Source organism: Paenibacillus antarcticus, from assembly GCF_001637225.1.
In the GTDB taxonomy this organism is placed as follows: Bacteria; Bacillota; Bacilli; order Paenibacillales; family Paenibacillaceae; genus Paenibacillus_AQ; species Paenibacillus_AQ antarcticus.
Map to the genome: position 1 here is coordinate 89,514 of NZ_LVJI01000024.1, position 18,207 is coordinate 107,720.

Here is an 18,207-nt window from a genome sequence, read left to right on the forward strand (position 1 = left end):
AAATAACGCTTGTCCGCTTCTTCTATTCATATATCAAATCCGATTCTCCTTGCTATAATCCATTCTATGGGCGTTCCCTAAGGTAATATGATAAAATAAGAGAAAGAACTTTCTAAAAAAAGAACTTGCGGTGAAAGGGAGGGCGGACATGGCTTCATTTGTGCATCTACATGTTCATAGTGAATTTAGCCTCCTGGACGGAGCCGCACGTATAACGGATCTCGTGCAACAGGCTGCTGATTTAGGAATGAAGTCGTTGGCTTTAACAGACCATGGGGTTATGTACGGTGCAGTTCCGTTCTATAAGGCATGTAAAAGTAAAGGTATTAAGCCCATTATTGGCTGTGAAGCTTACTTCACTTCAGGGTCACGTAAGGAGAGAGGCAGTCGTAAGGATCAGCCGATCTATCATTTAATTCTGCTAGCTAAGAACGAAGTAGGCTACCGAAATCTAATGAAGCTCTGCTCCATTGGACATTTGGAGGGCTTTCACTATAAACCAAGAATAGATTTAGAATCACTTCGAACGCATAACGAAGGAATTATTTGCCTAAGTGCATGTTTAGGTGGGGAGGTTCCGCAACATTTATTACATGGTCGATATGAAGAGGCTCGAAAGGCTGCTTTGAGATATCAAGAGATTTTTGGTGATGATTTCTATTTGGAATTACAGGATCATGGGATATCTGAACAGAAAAGAGTTAATCCCCAGCTGATTCAGCTTAGTGAGGAAACAGGCATTCCATTGGTAGCGACAAACGATGTTCATTATCTTCAGCGTGAGGATGCCGAGGTACAAGATGTGCTTATCTGCATCGGAACAGGAAAGACGGTAGATGATGAGCAAAGGCTGCGTATCCCAACAGACCAGTTATATTTCAAAAATGGGGAGGAAATGGCACGCTTATTTCCTCATGTTGAAGAAGCCATTCTCAACACAGCTGTTATCGCTGATAAGTGTCATCTAGAGCTTGAATTCGATCGTTCTATACTGCCTCAGTACAGCCCTCTTCCTGTTGGGGTGACTTCTGAGCAGTATTTACACGAATTGTGTTCAAAAGGTCTAATATCCAGGTATGAGAGGACAGATAGGTGGCACGATACGGAAGCTAGAAGAGAACTAGAAGAAAGGCTTTCCTATGAACTAGGGGTTATTGGGAGTATGGGTTTTGCTGACTATTTCCTTATCGTGTGGGACTTTATTGCTTACTCTCATAGACAAGGCATTGCAGTTGGACCTGGGCGTGGATCTTCTGCAGGAAGTATCGTGGCGTACGTGTTACAGATTACGAATGTGGACCCAATGAAGTATCATTTGCTCTTTGAGCGATTCTTAAATCCTGAACGAATAACCATGCCTGATATAGATATCGACTTCAGTGATGAACGTCGGGATGAAGTCATTGAATATGTGGTAGATAAGTATGGTCGTGAGCATGTTGCACAGATCATTACGTTTGGAACGATGGCTGCTAGAGCTGCCGTGAGGGATGTAGGTAGAGCATTAAATGTTCCCTTTGGTGATGTTGATAAGGCCGCTAAACTTATTCCTAACCAACTAGGGATTCATATAGATCGAGCTATGGAAGTCAGCGAAGAACTGAAGAAATTGTATGATGCTGGCGGTAAGATACGAGAAATGTTGGATATGGCAATGAAAGTCGAAGGCATGCCACGACATTCGTCAACGCATGCTGCCGGTGTCGTCATTTCTCGCGATTCCCTGACTGATGTTGTACCTTTGCAGGAGGGTAGTGAGAAGACAGCGCTCACACAGTATTCAATGGAACATCTGGAAAGCATCGGCCTGTTAAAGATGGACTTTCTTGGACTTAGAACGCTCTCCATCATAGAGCGTACAATGAAATGGATAGGGGAAATGACGGGGAATATACCTGATTTCGATCAAATACCAGATCATGATACAAAGACTTACGACATGCTTGGGCACGGGGATACAACGGGTGTGTTCCAAATGGAATCAGCTGGCGTCAGACGTGTATTGAAGGATTTGAAACCCTCAGTGTTTGAAGATATTATCTCTGTTCTTGCGCTTTATCGTCCGGGCCCGATGGAGTTCATCCCTAAATTCATTCAAGCGAAGCATGGTTTGTTAGAAGTGGAATATCCCCATGAAGATTTGGAATCCATTCTAAAAGATACGTACGGTATTATTGTATACCAAGAGCAGATTATGAAGATTGCATCGACAATGGCTGGATTTTCCTTAGGTGAGTCAGACTTGTTACGACGTGCAGTTTCTAAGAAAAAGCGGGAAGTGCTGGACCGCGAAAGAAGTCATTTCGTGGAAGGAAGCTCGAAACAAGGATATACAGAACAAGAAGCTAATAAGGTCTATGATATGATCGTGCGTTTCGCAGATTATGGGTTTCCACGAGCACATGCGACAGCATATGGTGTACTTGCGTTCCAAACCGCATATCTAAAAGCACATTACCCTGTACAATTTATGGCATCCATGTTGACAGCCGTCATGGGTAATCATCGGAAGGTAGCAGAATACGTGCTAGAGTGCCGTCGGATGAATATAGGTGTATTATCACCTGATGTAAATGAAAGCGGTGTGCTGTTTACGCCTGTACCGACAGTGGCACATGAGGATATTTCTGAAGAGCAAGTAGGTTATGGCCATATCCGATTCGGATTAGGTGCGGTAAAGAATGTAGGTACTCAAGCTGTTGAGAATATGATGATAATTAGACAAGACAAGCCATTTGAGAGTCTTCTTGATTTCTGTAGACGTATCGACCTTAGAGTATGTAACAAAAGAGTTATTGAATCACTTATTCAAGCGGGTGCCTTTGATTCGCTACCTGGGCATCGAGCTCAATTGCTAGCGATGTTAGATGAGACGGTTGAAGCTGCATTAAAGTGGCGTAAGGATCGTGATGATTTACAAATTCAAATGTTTGATTTCGTAGAAAGTGCGAATTGGGACATTGCTTATCCAGACATATCACCCTATACGATAGGTCAGCAATTAGAATTAGAACGAGAACTACTCGGATTGTATCTTTCGGGGCATCCGCTTGACGATTATGAGGATCTGCTAGATCAGACATCAGGCGTTGATCGGTTAATGGATCTCGGTGAACTACCAGATGACACCCTCTCCGTTGTTGTAGGTATGGTTGTTTCAATCAAAACGATCATGACTAAGCAAGGGAAGGCTATGGCATTCATGGAGTGTGAGGATCAAATAGAGCGCTGTGAGGTTGTCTTATTCCCTGAGGTTTGGAAACGTAGCTCTTCCTATATTGAGAAAGGGGCATTACTTGCCTTGAGAGCGAAAGTACAACAACAGGATGAAGGATTTAAGCTACTCGCAGAGGAAGTTGTACCTTTAGATAATACGGGGCTGGAACAGTTGGTTAAGCGTAAGAATAATGCTCGAACAAGCATCGAGAAACCTATAGGACGAAAGGCGTCGCCGGTTAAGAGTCTAAGATCACCGTCTACAGTAGCGAAGGCGGATATCGTGCACCAATCGGGTGCTCCACATTCAGATAATTCATTAGAAGTTCATAAGGACAGTTCGATTGAGAAAGACCGCTTGAAGCGTGCGAATGAGCAGCGTGTGTTCGTGAAGATTAGTACGCATGCCGAGAATGCTCAGTTATTGATCCGCTTAAAGGAATTGCTCCAAAAACATCCGGGATCGGTAGCCACCGTACTTTTTTATGAGCAAAGTCAGAAATTGCTCGCATTAAGCGACCATTATCGAATTAAGCCCTCACCAGGGCTGTTTGAAGAAATGGAACAAATGTTGGGTTCAGGAACAGTCCGTATTAAATAAACTTAATAGGCTCCTAAATATATGAATCGTATTGTATTTAATTGTAAATGACGAACTTTTCGAATACCTCCTGCATACACTTAGGAACATCTAAGAATTCAACCTTAGCAAACAAAGACAAAATGTGATTGCTTCGGTTAGTTAACAGGTATGCGGGAGGAATAATGATGTCATTTGAAATTGTGAGTTCTATACTTAAGCGTCGAGGGGTTTGTATTGAAGATATTGCAGAAATTGTCTATGAATTGCAATTACCCTACCATCCTCAATTAACGATGGAAGAATGCGTGAATAGTGTTACGGCTGTGTTGAATAAGAGAGAAGTTCAATATGCATTGTATACAGGTATCGCTCTCGATGAGTTGGCAGAACAGAAATTACTTCCTCAGCCTTTGCAATCCATTATGGAAGCTGATGAACCTCTATATGGTGTAGATGAGACAATGGCACTTGGAATAACAAGTGTATATGGCATGATTGGATTGACGAGTTTTGGATACCTCGACAAAGAGAAAAAAGGAATTATAGAGAAGTTAAATAACAATAAAAGTGCTATTCATGTATTTCTAGATGACTTAGTTGCAGGTTTAGCTGCTGCTGCCTCAGCAAGAATCGCCCACCGGTACGAGGGAGCTAAGAACTATTCCATTCCATCGGATATAGAACGTTCGTAACCATTTAAATCCAATACTATTGTTGCGATTAAAAAGATAGTTATGGTATCATGGGTTCATTATATGAGCTCAGAACTTGAGAGTAGGGGGCTTTTTCGAAAGTGTGGACGGTTATATATATCGCACCTACCGCCAAGGTTGCGGAAATGATTCAGACCAAATTAACAGAAGAAGGTTTTTTGGTTCGAAGCCGTCCTGTAAATTTGTCCAAGCAACAGTATGAAATACAGGTTCCTTCTGGGGAACTAGAAGAAGTTCAGGAAGTACTTAATACTATTTTACATCCTTAACTTTTAATATAATTGGTAGATGGTGTATAATAAAAGTTTGTGGATAGATCGTCCAACAAATTAACGGCTGAAGAGGTGTAGGTGTGTTTAAAGACTTATTTCAGAAGAAAAGAAAATACGCGACCATTCCTTCAGATCGTACGGGACGGGACAACAATCCAGAAGGCGATCGCCCGAGACGGGAAGTTCCGGAAGGACTAATGAACAAATGTGCCAAGTGTGGCACAATTCAGTACAGTAAGGAACTGGAGAAGAACCTGAAGGTTTGTACATCTTGTGGATATCATATACGTCTGAATGCTATGGAACGAATCCAGATGACTTTGGATGAAGAAGGATTTGAAGAATTCGATAGCGACATGATATCGATTGATCCTTTGCAGTTCCCCGGTTATGCTACTAAGCTAGAAGAGCAAGCGATGAAATCAGGTTTAAAAGAAGCGGTTATCACTGGACAAGGTACGCTTTGTGGAAATCCGGTTATCGTAGCTGTAATGAGTTTTAATTTCTTCAGTGGGAGTATGGGATCTGTCGTTGGGGAGAAAATAACCCGAGCGATTGAAATCGCTATGCAACGGAAATTACCTCTCATTATCTTTTCTACCTCAGGTGGTGCGAGAATGCAGGAGAGTATTCTTAGTCTTATGCAGATGGCTAAGACAAGTGCGGCTCTTGCACGGTTTAACGAACAGGGAGGGTTATATATTTCTGTCATTACAGATCCAACCATGGGTGGCGTTTCCGCAAGTTTTGCGACGCTTGGAGATATAAATATTGCAGAACCTGGAGCTGTATTTGGATTCGCCGGTCGAATTGTTATTGAACAGACAATTCGTCAGAAATTACCGGATGATTTTCAAACGGCTGAATATAATATGGCACATGGACAATTGGACCTAGTGACTCACCGTAAAGAAATGCGCGGAATGCTTGCTAAGCTCATAGAATTTCATACACTAAAGGGGGAATTTTAAATGGCAGCAGATTTGCCTTTTGAATTACCTCTTATAGAGATGCGCAAAAAAATCGATGAATTGAAAGTGTTTGGGCTAGAAAAGGGTATCGATTTTACCGATGAAATTTCTAGACTTGAGGAACGTTATACCAAGTTGGAAGAAGAAATATATTCTAATATATCAGCTCCTCAAAAAATGCATCTTGCAAGACATCAACAGCGTCCAACCTCCCTGGATTTAATTCAACTTATTTTCACTGATTTTGTTGAACTTCATGGTGATCGATTGTTTGGTGATGATCTCGCCGTTGTAGGCGGAATAGCGACCTTAAATGGTGTGCCAGTGACGGTTATAGGACAGCAACGAGGCAAGGACACCAAAGATAATATTGCACGTTTTTTTGGGAGCTCCCACCCGGAAGGATTTAGAAAATCACTCAGACTCATGAAACAAGCGGACAAGTTTAAGCGCCCTATTATTACCTTTATTGATACTAAAGGAGCTTATCCTGGTAATACTGCAGAGGAGAGAGGTCAAGCTGAAGCCATTGCTCGTAATTTACGCGATATGTCCATTCTTGGTGTACCTGTTGTTTGTGTAGTTATCGGTGAGGGCGGAAGCGGCGGAGCATTGGGTTTGGCTGTGGGAAATCGAGTTCTTATGTTGGAACACGCCATTTACTCGGCTATTTCTCCAAATGGTGCTGCTTCGATTTTATGGAAAGATGCAACACGGGCTGATCAAGCTGCAGAAGCTATGAAGATTACTGCTCAAGATTTACTGCAACTTGAAGTCATTGAGGAGATCATCCCTGAGCCGCAAGGTGGAGCTCAACGAGATTATGATTTAACAGCAAGTCATATAAAAGACAGTCTCTGCCGACATTTAAAAGAACTATCTGGCATGGATATAAATGAATTAAAAGAAGATCGTTATTTGAAGTTTAGAAAGATAGGTAAATTTACATTTGAACGATCTTTAGCTACTGACACTCAACTGCCCCCAGATATTGGATAATCATTAAAGTGATAAAGGTCCTATACAAATCCTTCCTCATGTAGTAGATTTAGTTGTTGAAAAGATATGTTGTAGAGAGATCTTTATAAAACGGAGGAAAACATAATGCGTAAAACTAAAATTGTTTGTACTATCGGTCCGGCAAGTGAATCCTTAGACAATACCAAAAAATTAATCTTGGCTGGTATGAACGTAGCACGTCTGAACTTTTCCCATGGTGATTTTGATGAACATGGCAATCGAATTAACGTTATTCGCCAAGCATGTCAGGAATTAGGCAAGACTGTTGCCATCCTATTAGATACTAAAGGCCCAGAAATTCGTACAGGTAAGCTTGCTGTTGAGCCGATTGAACTTGTACAAGATGAGTATATTACACTGACTACAGAAGAAATCTTGGGAGACAAGAACCGTATTTCTATTACGTATGATAACCTTCCAAATGATGTTGAAGTGGGTTCCACTATTCTAATCGATGATGGATTGATCGGGTTGACGGTTGTGGAAGTTCAAGGAACAGAAATTAAGTGCCTTATTGTTAATGGAGGTACAATTAAGAGTAAAAAAGGCGTTAACGTACCAGGAGTTCGTATTTCTCTTCCAGGTATCACAGAGAAAGACGCTAACGATATTATTTTCGGAATTGGACAAGACATTGATTTTATTGCCGCTTCATTCGTTCGTAAAGCGAGTGATGTACTTGAAATCCGTGAATTGTTAGAGCGCCATAATGCTGGTCATATCAACATCATCTCCAAAATTGAGAATCAAGAAGGCGTTGATAATCTTGACGAAATTCTTGCAGTATCTGACGGGTTGATGGTTGCACGTGGAGATCTAGGAACAGAAATCCCGGCTGAAGACGTACCATTGGTACAAAAAATGATGATTGAAAAAGCAAACTGGGCAGGTAAACCTGTAATCACAGCTACGCAAATGTTGGATTCTATGCAACGTAATCCTCGTCCAACTCGCGCTGAAGCAAGTGATGTAGCGAATGCTATTTTTGACGGAACTGATGCGATTATGTTATCTGGTGAAACAGCTGCTGGGAAATATCCAGTTGAGTCTGTACTTACGATGTCACGTATCGCTGAAAAAGCTGAGTCTGCTCTAAATTATCGTGAACTATTCTTGAAACAAAGTACAATTCAAGAAACAACGATTACTGAAGCGATTAGCCAAGCGGTTGCTATTTCTGCATTGGATTTGAATGCGAAAGCAATCATTTCTTCAACTGAGACAGGTCACACGGCTCGTGTCGTTTCCAAATACCGTCCAGAAGCTCCTATTGTCGCTGTAACAACTGAAGATCGTACGATGCGTCGTTTAACTCTTACATGGGGAGTAACACCTGTAAAAGGTAAACTAGCGTCAACTACGGATGAAATGTTTGATTATGCACTTCAAGGCGGAATTGATTCCGGACTTGTTGCTGAAGGCGATCTTGTTGTAATTACTGCAGGGGTACCTTTGGGACGTTCAGGTTCTACGAACCTCATTAAAGTGAGCGTAATTAATAAAGGTTAATTGGTTTAAATCATAAGCTGAGGCTTTATGTAATATATACAAAGTAACGACCTAGAAATGAATGGGTCGTTATTTTTTTTGATTTAAATTCCATATTTGTATGCTCTCATTTGACTGAACTGGATAATTGCATGTGAGTATACTATGATTTATAAGTATAGACATGGTGCTAAGGGAGGTTTTTTTGTATGAAGAAGTGGATTCTTGTGTTAATCGTAATTGTTGCAATGATAGAAATATACGTATTTGATTTTGTTATCGGAAGATTCGGTGGAATGAACACATTTCTCCTTACTTTATTTACTTCAGTCTTAGGTTTCGTAATGATGCGATTTGAAGGACGAAAGGTATTGGAAGATGCACGTGCGCAAATGCAGATGAGACAAATTCCAGGGAGAACCTTAGTTGATGGGTTAAGTATTTTTATTGGGGGACTTTGTTTAGTATTACCTGGTTTTGTGACAGATGTCGTAGGATTCACAATGATATTTCCGTTGACACGGCCATTCTATCGTCTTTTTATTCTGAGATGGTTACAGAAAAAAATGAAGAATGGAAATATGACTGTTTATAAGAGATAGGGAATGAAAAGGCTTTCAAAAAAATAACTTTATTACACTGATAAAACAATTTAATGCGATAGGTTAGCATGTAAATGTTCACATATCAGACAAAATCCAGTATGATGTTATAAGGTTTACTCTCGATGTTATGTTTTTAGTATTTAAGAATGTAAATGTTTTCATTGATACTGGTAGCACTCTTAAAAATACGTTTTCACAAAAGGAGAGATGTACGATGACAGCAACCAAAGGATTGGAAGGTATCGTAGCTGCAACTTCATCCATAAGTTCAATTGTGGATGGTGTGCTTACATATCGCGGATATGATATTAATGAATTAGCGTTACATGCTAGCTTTGAAGAAGTCGCTTATTTATTGTGGTTTGGTAAGTTACCTAATGCTCAAGAATTAAATGACCTGAAGCGAGATTTGGATACGTTTGCACCAATCCCACAGACATTGATAGAACAGATGAAGTTGTTTCCTAAAGATACAAATACAATGGCTGCACTTCGTACTGCTATTTCTGCTCTTGCTTTATATGATGAAGAAGCAGATGATATGAGTCGTACAGCTAACGAAAAGAAGGCTGTAAAACTTCAGGCTCAATTGCCTACGATAGTAGCTGCACTCTCCCGTATTCGCCAAGGAAAAGAACCAGTTCAACCTCAAAAAGGATTGACTATTGCTGAGAACTTTCTCTTTATGTTAAGAGGCGAACAACCAGATGAAACTTCCATTAAAGCATTGGATCAAGCACTTGTTCTTCATGCTGATCATGAACTTAATGCGTCCACCTTTGCAGGTCGTGTAACTGTTGCAACGCTCTCTGACATATATTCAGGCGTTACTTCTGCTATCGGGGCGTTAAAGGGCCCTTTGCACGGTGGAGCTAATGAAGCTGTAATGAGAATGCTTGAAGAAATTGGTGGTCTAGATCAAGTTGAGAGCTATATTCAAGATAAATTGAATAAGCGAGAAATTATCATGGGATTCGGACACCGAGTTTATAAGAATGGAGATCCACGAGCTAAGTATCTTCAAAAAATGTCACGTGAACTTAGTGAAATGAAAGGCAATTCTGATCTCTATGAGATGTCCGTGAAGATTGAAGAGATGGTAACTGGACAAAAAGGACTAAAACCTAATGTTGATTTCTATTCTGCTTCGGTATATACCCAACTTGGAATAGAACGTGAGTTGTTTACACCGATCTTTGCGATTAGTCGAGTATCTGGATGGACAGCACATATGCTAGAACAATGGGAATCGAATCGAATTATCCGTCCACGTGCAGAATATATAGGCTTACATGATCAGAAATATATTTCTATTGAATTACGCTAAACTTGAATCGATAGATGAATTGATTTGGGAGTAACGCTATAATAAATATAAGATAATGCTTTCGATATAAATTTTTACGAAGACTTTACTTAGAAGACGTTGTGCTAATAAAAAATTTTAGGAGGATACAAAAACATGTTTAAACTAGAAAAGTACGCACTACCAACCGAGGGTGACAAGATTGAGATTCAAGATGGAGTACTAAATGTTCCGAATTTTCCAATCATTCCGTTTATCGAAGGTGATGGAACAGGACGCGATATCTGGAAAGCTTCCAAGCGTGTACTTGATGCTGCAGTAGATAAGGCTTATGGCGGTTCTAAGAAAATTGCTTGGTATGAAGTATTTGCAGGTGAGAAGGCTTTCAATGAATACGGAGAATGGCTACCAAACGATACACTAGAAGCTATCCGTGAATATATCGTAGCTATTAAAGGACCTTTGACAACGCCGATCGGTGGAGGAATCCGTTCTTTGAACGTAGCTTTGCGTCAAGAATTAGACTTGTACGTATGTTTGCGTCCAGTTCGTTATTTCAAAGGTGTTCCTTCTCCAGTTAAACGTCCAGAGCTAGTGGATATGGTTATCTTCCGTGAGAATACAGAAGACATTTACGCGGGTATTGAGTATAAAGAAGGTTCCGCTGAAGTGAAGAAATTGATCACTTTCCTACAGGATGAAATGGGCGTCAAAAATATCCGTTTCCCAGAAACATCAGGAATTGGTATCAAGCCTGTATCTGAAGATGGTTCTAAACGTCTAGTACGTGCTGCAGTTGAATATGCGATTGAGCATGGGCGTAAGAGTGTGACCTTGGTACATAAAGGTAACATCATGAAATATACAGAAGGTGCATTTAAGAACTGGGGATATGAAGTAGCTGAACAAGAGTTTGGAGATAAAGTATTCACATGGGCTCAATACGATATTATCAAGGAGAAAGACGGAGAAGAAGCAGCGAATGCAGCTCAGAATGAAGCATTAGCAGCGGGTAAGATTCTTATTAAAGATGCTATCGCTGATATTGCGTTGCAACAAGTTCTAACACGTCCGACTGACTTTGACGTTATTGCAACACTTAACTTGAATGGAGATTACTTGTCTGATGCACTAGCAGCTCAAATTGGTGGAATTGGTATTGCTCCAGGAGCTAATATCAACTACCTGACAGGACATGCCATTTTTGAAGCTACTCATGGTACAGCTCCGAAATATGCAGATAAAGACCTTGTTAATCCAGGCTCAGTTGTATTATCAGGCGTTATGTTGCTTGAACATTTGGGTTGGAAGGAAGCTGCAGATCTTATTTATAAAGGTATGGAGACATCCATTAACGATAAGATTGTTACTTATGATTTCGCTCGTCAAATGGATGGTGCTACAGAAGTTAAATGTTCTGAGTTCGCAGATCAAGTTATCAAAAACATGTAGTCATAAGGAGATCATCCGATTATGGGATTAAAAAGAAATAAAATATCCGTGGTTGGAGCTGGATTTACCGGTGCAACAACTGCATTAATGTTAGCGCAAAAGGAACTTGGGGATGTTGTATTAATTGATATTCCTCAGCTAGAGAATCCAACCAAAGGTAAGGCACTTGATATGATGGAAGCGAGTCCTGTTCAAGGATTTGATAGCCAAATTATGGGTACGTCTAACTATGAAGATGCTGTAGATTCCGATGTTGTTATTATTACTGCTGGTATTGCTCGCAAACCTGGGATGAGTCGTGATGACCTTGTGAATACAAATGCGGGAATCGTGAAGTCTGTTTGCGAGAACATTAAGAGATATGCTCCGAACTCTATCGTAATCATTCTAAGTAATCCTGTGGATGCAATGACTTATGTAGCATATAATGCTCTTGGATTTCCAAAGAATCGCGTGATTGGTCAATCGGGCGTTCTTGATACAGCACGTTATTGTACGTTTATTGCACAAGAACTGAATGTATCTGTTGAAGACGTTCGTGGATTCGTATTAGGTGGACATGGCGATGACATGGTACCTCTAGTTCGGTATTCAAGCGTTGGAGGCATTCCGATTGATACACTCATCAGTGCAGAGCGTATTGAAGCAATTGTTCAACGTACACGCGTTGGTGGCGGTGAAATTGTAAACCTTCTGGGTAACGGTAGTGCTTACTATGCCCCGGCAGCGTCCTTGGTACAAATGACAGAAGCTATTCTGAAGGATAAAAAGCGTATTATTCCGGTTATTGCACTGCTTGAAGGAGAATATGGATACGACGGATTATTTATGGGCGTACCTACGATTCTCGGTGGGGACGGAATCGAGAAGATATTTGAACTTGAGTTGACTGCCGATGAGTTGTTAGCACTAGAACAATCTGCAGATTCTGTTCGAAATGTCATTTCGGTAATAACGGTTTAATATAAATGATTGGTGTTTGTATAAGACACGGTAAAAGTGTCAAAGTTATGAAAGAAGAAGCCTCTTTGTTTACTAAAAGCGAGAGGCTTCTTTCTTTTCATTCATAGGTACGGTATACTTAACGTGATAATTATCACAGAAAACAGATTTTTAGGAGGATAATATTTATGTGGAACGTCATGTCTTTTGTACATATTTTAGGGGCTTTATCTGTAGGGTTCTATCTGTTGTTGCCGTTTATCGTGAGTAAAATGTCAACGTTGTCGTTGCCAGCTCAAGAAGGTACGGCTGTAGCAATTCGTAGTTTTAATATTTTTGCGCAGGTTGGATTGCTAATTCAGTTCATTACAGGTGGATATATGATGTCACAAGGTGATTATTCTGTAGCTTGGATGGTGATTACTTGTATACTAATCGTTGCTCTATTTGCAGTTAGTGGCATGATGAGCAAACCATTGAAGGCTGCAGTTGTTAAGATCAAGGAAAAGAAAGATATTTCTGTTGAAGCAGGTAAATTGCGGATGATGAGTGCAATCCTCGCAGTATGTCTACTTGTGATGGTATATTTCATGGTATTCAACCAAGTTATCTAATACAACGTAAAGAGAAGAGAATCCCCCGTCTTGATGACGGGGGATTCTTTTTTTTGTGTGAAATTAGATTTTAGAGGTCCTAGATCATTCGTAGTATATATTAAAATTGATTAAATCACTAGAGAACGTGGTAATGGGTTAAGGAATAGTTATGAAGGATTATTGTCATCCTAATAAAGATAGTTTTAGAAGGGAGAATGATCATGTCAGCACAACAACCTAAGAAAACATTACCTCCACAGCATCAGGATCAACAGCCAGGAGTAGAAAGTAAGATGAAGCCTCTTCCTGAATATGAATCATCAGATTATAAGGCTGCAGGGAAATTGCAGGGGAAAGTTGCGATTATAACAGGCGGAGATAGCGGTATCGGTAGGGCGACAGCTGTCGCTTTTGCTAAAGAAGGAGCAGACTTAGCTATTTCTTATTTGAATGAACATGATGATGCAATTGAGACACAAAAGCGTGTGGAACAGGAAGGGCGTAAATGTCTATTGATTGCAGGAGATATTGGAGATGAAGAATTCTGCAAGTCTTCAGTTAAACAAGCGATTGATAAGTTTGGAAAAGTAGATATTCTGGTGAATAATGCGGCGGAGCAACATCCGCAGCAAAAAATCGAAGATATTACGACAGAACAATTGGAACGGACGTTCCGTACGAATATATTTAGTATGTTTTACATGACAAAGGCAGTTATGCCACATCTTAAGAGTGGAAGTACCATTATCAATACGGCATCCATTACTGCATACAAAGGTAATGCCACGCTCATCGATTATTCAGCGACCAAAGGGGCCATTGTTAGTTTTACACGTTCTCTTTCGATGAATGTTATAGAGAAGGGGATTCGTGTTAATGCAGTTGCACCGGGGCCAATCTGGACACCACTTATACCATCAACCTTTGATGCAGAGAAGGTAAGCGAATTCGGTAGTACTCAGCCCATGAAACGTCCGGGTCAGCCTGCAGAAGTAGCACCAGCGTATGTATATCTTGCTTCTGATGACTCTTCTTATGTAAGTGGACAAGGATTCACATAAATGGTGGAGAGATTGTGAACGGTTAAAGAATATGTTAAGGCCCTTTCCCGAGAGTTGTAATCAAGGGAAGGGGCCTTTTTCTATGTGAGTGAGCAATGAGAAACGGTGAGACTGCTCGACTACGCTCTCAGGTAACTCATTGAATATAATGTAGATCCCTATTGGATTCATATTTGTATGCTATTATAATACCAATGTATGGTTAATATGACATGGATTTTATCATATAGCAGCAAGAGAGAGGGGGACGTGATGAGAAGATGGGCAGAGGTATTTACGTCATGGTATGAAAAATATATGTTTATCATCATTCCGGGTTCACTCATTGTGGGGTTCATATTTAGCCAGTTCTTATTACCTTTCGTTTCGTGGACACCTTACGTGTTCGGATATGTAACACTTGTGATGGCTTTAGGTTGTGGGTTAGAGCATTTGAAAAGGGTTCTTATACGTCCGGCGCCTATCGTATTGATTATATTCCTGAGTCACATCGTTGCTCCGCTCTTCGCATACGTACTAGGATGGATAACGTTTGGTGCCCATTCAGATTATACAGTCGGTTTAGTTCTATTTACGAGCATCCCACTGGGTGTCTCTTCTGTATTGTGGGTGGGATTATCGCACGGTAACGTAGCATTGATGTTAGCATTGGTCGTAATAGACTCAGCGCTCAGTCCATTTGTCGTTCCTTTTCTCATCGAATTTTTCTTTGGGACCCAAATTGCATTCGATAGTATGAGATTGATGAAGGATCTATTTGTAATTGTGGTCCTACCTACCTTTATTGGCGTTACATTGTATGAGTGTTCAGGTGGTAAGTTGAAGAAGATGACTACGCCAATAGCTATACCGTTATCTAAAGTCGGATTCACAGCTGTGGTGATGTTGAATGCGGCGGCTATTGCACCACACATCGTTCAATTGAAAAACGATATGTTAGTTGTTATTCCTTCTGTTATAATCGTGGTGGCTGTAAGTTACATAGTAGGTTATTTCGGTTCTTATCTTTTGCTGAGTCCATCTAGAGAAATAAGGGTGACTTTATCCTATGCGGCTGGTATGCGGAATATTTCGCTAGGGATGGTGCTAGCAATGAGTTATTTCTCACCTATGGCCTCTGTTCCAGTTGTTCTAGGAATTATGATTCAGCAACCGCTAGCAACCCTTTTTCATAGTTGTATGAAGCGTTGGGTTCCATTACATAAAGAAGAGTTCAAATTGAATCAAGGGAGCATGAGAGATTTATGAAGTCCTTTCGTACCAGATTGACACTTATTTTAATGATTATGATAGGTCTAACAATGATTGTTGCTGGAGTGGCAATGGCCAAGGTATTTAAAAACTCACATATCATTGTACTTGAAGAAAATATGGCCCGGGAAATAAAACTTTTAAGTAGAACCCTTGATTTTCAATCTACCGAAAATGAAGAAGCTATTACGTATTACACCAAAGAAGCTCAGGAGATTGGGAAATTAATTGACTCGAGAGTCACTTTTATTAATTCTAATGGTGATGTTGTTGGTGATTCTGAGAAAGATCCATTGATTATGGATAACCATCTGAAAAGGGAAGAAATTATAGAAGCGAACCGGAGTGGGTTGGGACATATCATAAGATATAGTAGTTCCCTTGATCAAAACATGTTATATGTTGCTGCACCAGTCACAGTAGGAAATGTATTTGATGGCTATATCCGATTGTCCGTTAGTCTACGCTCCATAGATGAAGGTCTAGAGCGTGGGTGGGCGACAATGGCGGTATGGTTACTCATATTATTCGCTATTGCTGCACTGGTCAGTTATCGTATGGCTACGAGTCTAACATTACCTCTGGAAAAGATTATTAAAGTTGCAAGAAGAATTACGCAACTGGATTATGATGCGCGTGTGCAGTTAGAGCGTCATGATGAGGTAGGGCAATTGGGGAAAGCAATCAATGCGATGGCAGATAGCTTACAGAATCAACTTAAACGAATTCGAGATAATGAGGATTTAATTCAAAGTGTATTGGACAATATGACCAGTGGCATACTGATGATTGATGTGAAAGGTAATATAGCCGTTATTAATCCAGCTGCTGAAGATATGCTCAAGGTTAAAAGCGAGCAGGTCTTAGGTAAATCATATTTGGAAATGAAACAACATTATGAATTATCTAAAGTATTGAAAGAAGGGATTTCGTTACGAGTTGCCATTCATGAAGAACGAAGTTTATATTATCCTGAGGAAAAAATGATGCGAATAGATGGCGTTCCAATGTTAGATGAGCAAGGTTCCTACAAAGGTATTTTGTTCCTACTACAGGATATATCCGCCATTCGTAGGTTGGAGAATATGCGTAGTGAATTTGTTGCCAATGTATCACATGAATTGAAGACTCCGATTGCCGCAGTTAAAGGGTTCGCTGAAACACTACTTGGTGGTGTGACCGATGAGAAGACTGTACGATCATTCCTCCAGATAATATATGATGAGAGTGAACGTTTGAACAGACTTATTAGTGATATTCTAGATCTTTCGAAGATCGAATCTAAACGTATCCCTATGGATTATTCGCCGGTTCATTTATCCTCGTTCTTTATATCGGTGATGGAGACCATAACCACAATGGCAAAGAAGAAAGGTATCAGCTTACAGATGGAAATTCCTGATGAATTATTTATCGAAGCGGATGAGGATAAACTGAAGCAGATATTCATCAATCTCTTATCGAATGCGATTAATTACACTCAAGAAGGAGGGCGAGTCAAAGTGATCGTTCGTCATCTTGAACATGATCAAGGTGAGGATCGGGTTCAATTTACAGTGTCGGATACAGGCTTGGGTATTCCTAAGAAAGACCTTCCACGAATATTTGAACGTTTTTATCGCGTAGATAAAGCTCGCTCTCGTGTTTCAGGTGGAACGGGTCTAGGACTATCGATTGTGAAGCATTTAGTTGATATGCATAATGGTTATTTATCAGTAGAAAGTGAACTTAATATCGGTAGTTCGTTTACAGTCGAGTTACCTTTTTTACAAGAACATGAAGGATAAATAATTTAATAACTTTGTATAAATGATTGTTTCTTACTTTACACTCCGTTAACATTATGGTGTTATGATTGTAATGTTGAACTAGCATCTCTCTAAATGGAGATGATAAATGAATGGAGGGCCCATATGTCACAACGATTGTTGGTCATTGAGGATGAGCCGACATTGGCCAGACTATTATCTTATAATTTATCACAAGAAGGTTATGATGTAACCATGGAAGACCATGGTACAGCTGGTTACGAGCGGGCATCTCAGGAATCTTTTGACTTAATCTTATTAGATTTAATGTTACCGGGTATGAATGGCATTGATATTTTGAATAAATTACGCACACAAGGTGTAGTTACACCTGTTATCATTCTGACAGCGAAGAATGGTGAAGAGGAAGTTGTTCAAGGACTTAAATCAGGTGCGGATGATTATATTACGAAACCTTTTGGTGTCTCAGAACTTCTTGCTCGAGTGAGTGCTGTGATGAGACGGGTGACAGGGAAAACGGAAGAAGTAAGAAACACACCACAGACTTCGGCATCCATGATCTCTTTAGGTCAATTGGAGATTTTCCCTGAGAAGTATGAAGTGATATTGAGTGGTCAGAGCATTAACTTGCGTCCCAAAGAATTCGAAGTATTATTATATCTTGCCCGCAAGCCGGGGGTCGTTCTTACAAGAGACGACTTGATGAATGAAGTATGGGGGTTTGATTATATCGGGGGTCAGAGAACCGTGGATGTACACGTTAGCTCACTTCGTAAAAAGCTCGAACTTGATCCTGAATCCGTGCATATCGATTCTATTCGAGGTGTTGGATACAAGCTAGTCGTCAGTAAAAAGAGAAATGCTCATCAGTCCGTATGATTGGATGAGTATTTCCTTTTTTTTTACGATATATTTTACACAGAGTTTACAATTATGGGGCACAGTATTTACATACAAAATGT

Annotated in this window: 14 protein-coding genes and 1 pseudogene; all 15 read left to right on the forward strand. The window is 40.2% G+C overall.

Translation table 11 applies throughout. The features are described 5' to 3' along the window. The first annotated feature begins 148 nt into the window (after positions 1-148). The 15 genes and pseudogenes from PBAT_RS16705 to PBAT_RS16775 all read left to right on the forward strand — a co-directional run bounded on the left by PBAT_RS16705 (position 149) and on the right by PBAT_RS16775 (position 18,124). Complete coding sequence (locus tag PBAT_RS16705) at positions 149-3,817, forward strand: DNA polymerase III subunit alpha (protein WP_068651038.1); 3,669 nt, start codon at positions 149-151, stop codon at positions 3,815-3,817. A 167-nt stretch (positions 3,818-3,984) separates the two neighbouring features. After that, positions 3,985-4,491: a phosphatidylglycerophosphatase A family protein gene (locus tag PBAT_RS16710; protein WP_068651039.1), complete on the forward strand. Its 507-nt coding sequence runs from the start codon at positions 3,985-3,987 to the stop codon at positions 4,489-4,491. Positions 4,492-4,592: 101 nt separating this feature from the next. After that, positions 4,593-4,781 (forward strand): glutamate decarboxylase, encoded by a 189-nt coding sequence (locus PBAT_RS16715; RefSeq protein ID WP_068651040.1) that lies wholly within the window; start codon positions 4,593-4,595, stop codon positions 4,779-4,781. An 83-nt stretch (positions 4,782-4,864) separates the two neighbouring features. After that, positions 4,865-5,755, forward strand: coding sequence for an acetyl-CoA carboxylase, carboxyltransferase subunit beta (accD, locus tag PBAT_RS16720; RefSeq protein ID WP_068651041.1), 891 nt, complete (start codon positions 4,865-4,867; stop codon positions 5,753-5,755). Beyond that, positions 5,756-6,754, forward strand: a complete 999-nt coding sequence (locus tag PBAT_RS16725) for an acetyl-CoA carboxylase carboxyltransferase subunit alpha (protein WP_068651042.1) — start codon at positions 5,756-5,758, stop codon at positions 6,752-6,754. 105 nt (positions 6,755-6,859) lie between these two features. Further along, a complete protein-coding gene (gene pyk, locus PBAT_RS16730) occupies positions 6,860-8,284 on the forward strand; it encodes a pyruvate kinase (RefSeq protein ID WP_068651043.1) in 1,425 nt (474 codons plus the stop codon). 188 nt (positions 8,285-8,472) lie between these two features. Further along, the gene (locus tag PBAT_RS16735) at positions 8,473-8,865 is read left to right on the forward strand and encodes an FxsA family protein (RefSeq protein WP_068651044.1); all 393 of its coding nucleotides are present in this window, start codon (positions 8,473-8,475) and stop codon (positions 8,863-8,865) included. A 217-nt stretch (positions 8,866-9,082) separates the two neighbouring features. Next, complete coding sequence (locus tag PBAT_RS16740; RefSeq protein WP_068651045.1) at positions 9,083-10,195, forward strand: citrate/2-methylcitrate synthase; 1,113 nt, start codon at positions 9,083-9,085, stop codon at positions 10,193-10,195. 135 nt (positions 10,196-10,330) lie between these two features. Continuing rightward, positions 10,331-11,626: an NADP-dependent isocitrate dehydrogenase gene (icd, locus tag PBAT_RS16745; protein WP_068651046.1), complete on the forward strand. Its 1,296-nt coding sequence runs from the start codon at positions 10,331-10,333 to the stop codon at positions 11,624-11,626. A 21-nt stretch (positions 11,627-11,647) separates the two neighbouring features. Continuing rightward, positions 11,648-12,589 (forward strand): malate dehydrogenase, encoded by a 942-nt coding sequence (gene mdh, locus PBAT_RS16750; protein WP_068651047.1) that lies wholly within the window; start codon positions 11,648-11,650, stop codon positions 12,587-12,589. A gap of 167 nt (positions 12,590-12,756) precedes the next feature. Beyond that, positions 12,757-13,182: a hypothetical protein gene (locus tag PBAT_RS16755; protein WP_068651048.1), complete on the forward strand. Its 426-nt coding sequence runs from the start codon at positions 12,757-12,759 to the stop codon at positions 13,180-13,182. Positions 13,183-13,385: 203 nt separating this feature from the next. Further along, positions 13,386-14,251: pseudogene (locus PBAT_RS16760) on the forward strand (SDR family oxidoreductase). Between the two features lie 226 nt (positions 14,252-14,477). Continuing rightward, the gene (locus tag PBAT_RS16765) at positions 14,478-15,473 is read left to right on the forward strand and encodes a bile acid:sodium symporter family protein (RefSeq protein ID WP_068651049.1); all 996 of its coding nucleotides are present in this window, start codon (positions 14,478-14,480) and stop codon (positions 15,471-15,473) included. After that, a complete protein-coding gene (gene pnpS, locus PBAT_RS16770) occupies positions 15,470-17,263 on the forward strand; it encodes a two-component system histidine kinase PnpS (protein ID WP_068651050.1) in 1,794 nt (597 codons plus the stop codon). Before PBAT_RS16765 ends, pnpS begins: the two co-directional genes overlap by 4 nt. Positions 17,264-17,389: 126 nt before the next feature. Continuing rightward, positions 17,390-18,124, forward strand: coding sequence for a response regulator transcription factor (locus PBAT_RS16775; RefSeq protein ID WP_068651051.1), 735 nt, complete (start codon positions 17,390-17,392; stop codon positions 18,122-18,124). Positions 18,125-18,207: the final 83 nt, after the last annotated feature.

Excerpts from the sequence above, each read along its gene's own strand:
- PBAT_RS16705 (WP_068651038.1), top strand. The coding sequence starts at position 149 with ATGGCTTCATTTGTGCATCTACATGTTCATAGTGAATTTAGCCTCCTG.
- PBAT_RS16710 (WP_068651039.1), top strand. The coding sequence starts at position 3,985 with ATGTCATTTGAAATTGTGAGTTCTATACTTAAGCGTCGAGGGGTTTGT.
- PBAT_RS16725 (WP_068651042.1), top strand. The coding sequence starts at position 5,756 with ATGGCAGCAGATTTGCCTTTTGAATTACCTCTTATAGAGATGCGCAAA.
- pyk (WP_068651043.1), top strand. The coding sequence starts at position 6,860 with ATGCGTAAAACTAAAATTGTTTGTACTATCGGTCCGGCAAGTGAATCC.
- PBAT_RS16735 (WP_068651044.1), top strand. The coding sequence starts at position 8,473 with ATGAAGAAGTGGATTCTTGTGTTAATCGTAATTGTTGCAATGATAGAA.
- PBAT_RS16740 (WP_068651045.1), top strand. The coding sequence starts at position 9,083 with ATGACAGCAACCAAAGGATTGGAAGGTATCGTAGCTGCAACTTCATCC.
- icd (WP_068651046.1), top strand. The coding sequence starts at position 10,331 with ATGTTTAAACTAGAAAAGTACGCACTACCAACCGAGGGTGACAAGATT.
- mdh (WP_068651047.1), top strand. The coding sequence starts at position 11,648 with ATGGGATTAAAAAGAAATAAAATATCCGTGGTTGGAGCTGGATTTACC.
- PBAT_RS16755 (WP_068651048.1), top strand. The coding sequence starts at position 12,757 with ATGTGGAACGTCATGTCTTTTGTACATATTTTAGGGGCTTTATCTGTA.
- PBAT_RS16765 (WP_068651049.1), top strand. The coding sequence starts at position 14,478 with ATGAGAAGATGGGCAGAGGTATTTACGTCATGGTATGAAAAATATATG.
- pnpS (WP_068651050.1), top strand. The coding sequence starts at position 15,470 with ATGAAGTCCTTTCGTACCAGATTGACACTTATTTTAATGATTATGATA.
- PBAT_RS16775 (WP_068651051.1), top strand. The coding sequence starts at position 17,390 with ATGTCACAACGATTGTTGGTCATTGAGGATGAGCCGACATTGGCCAGA.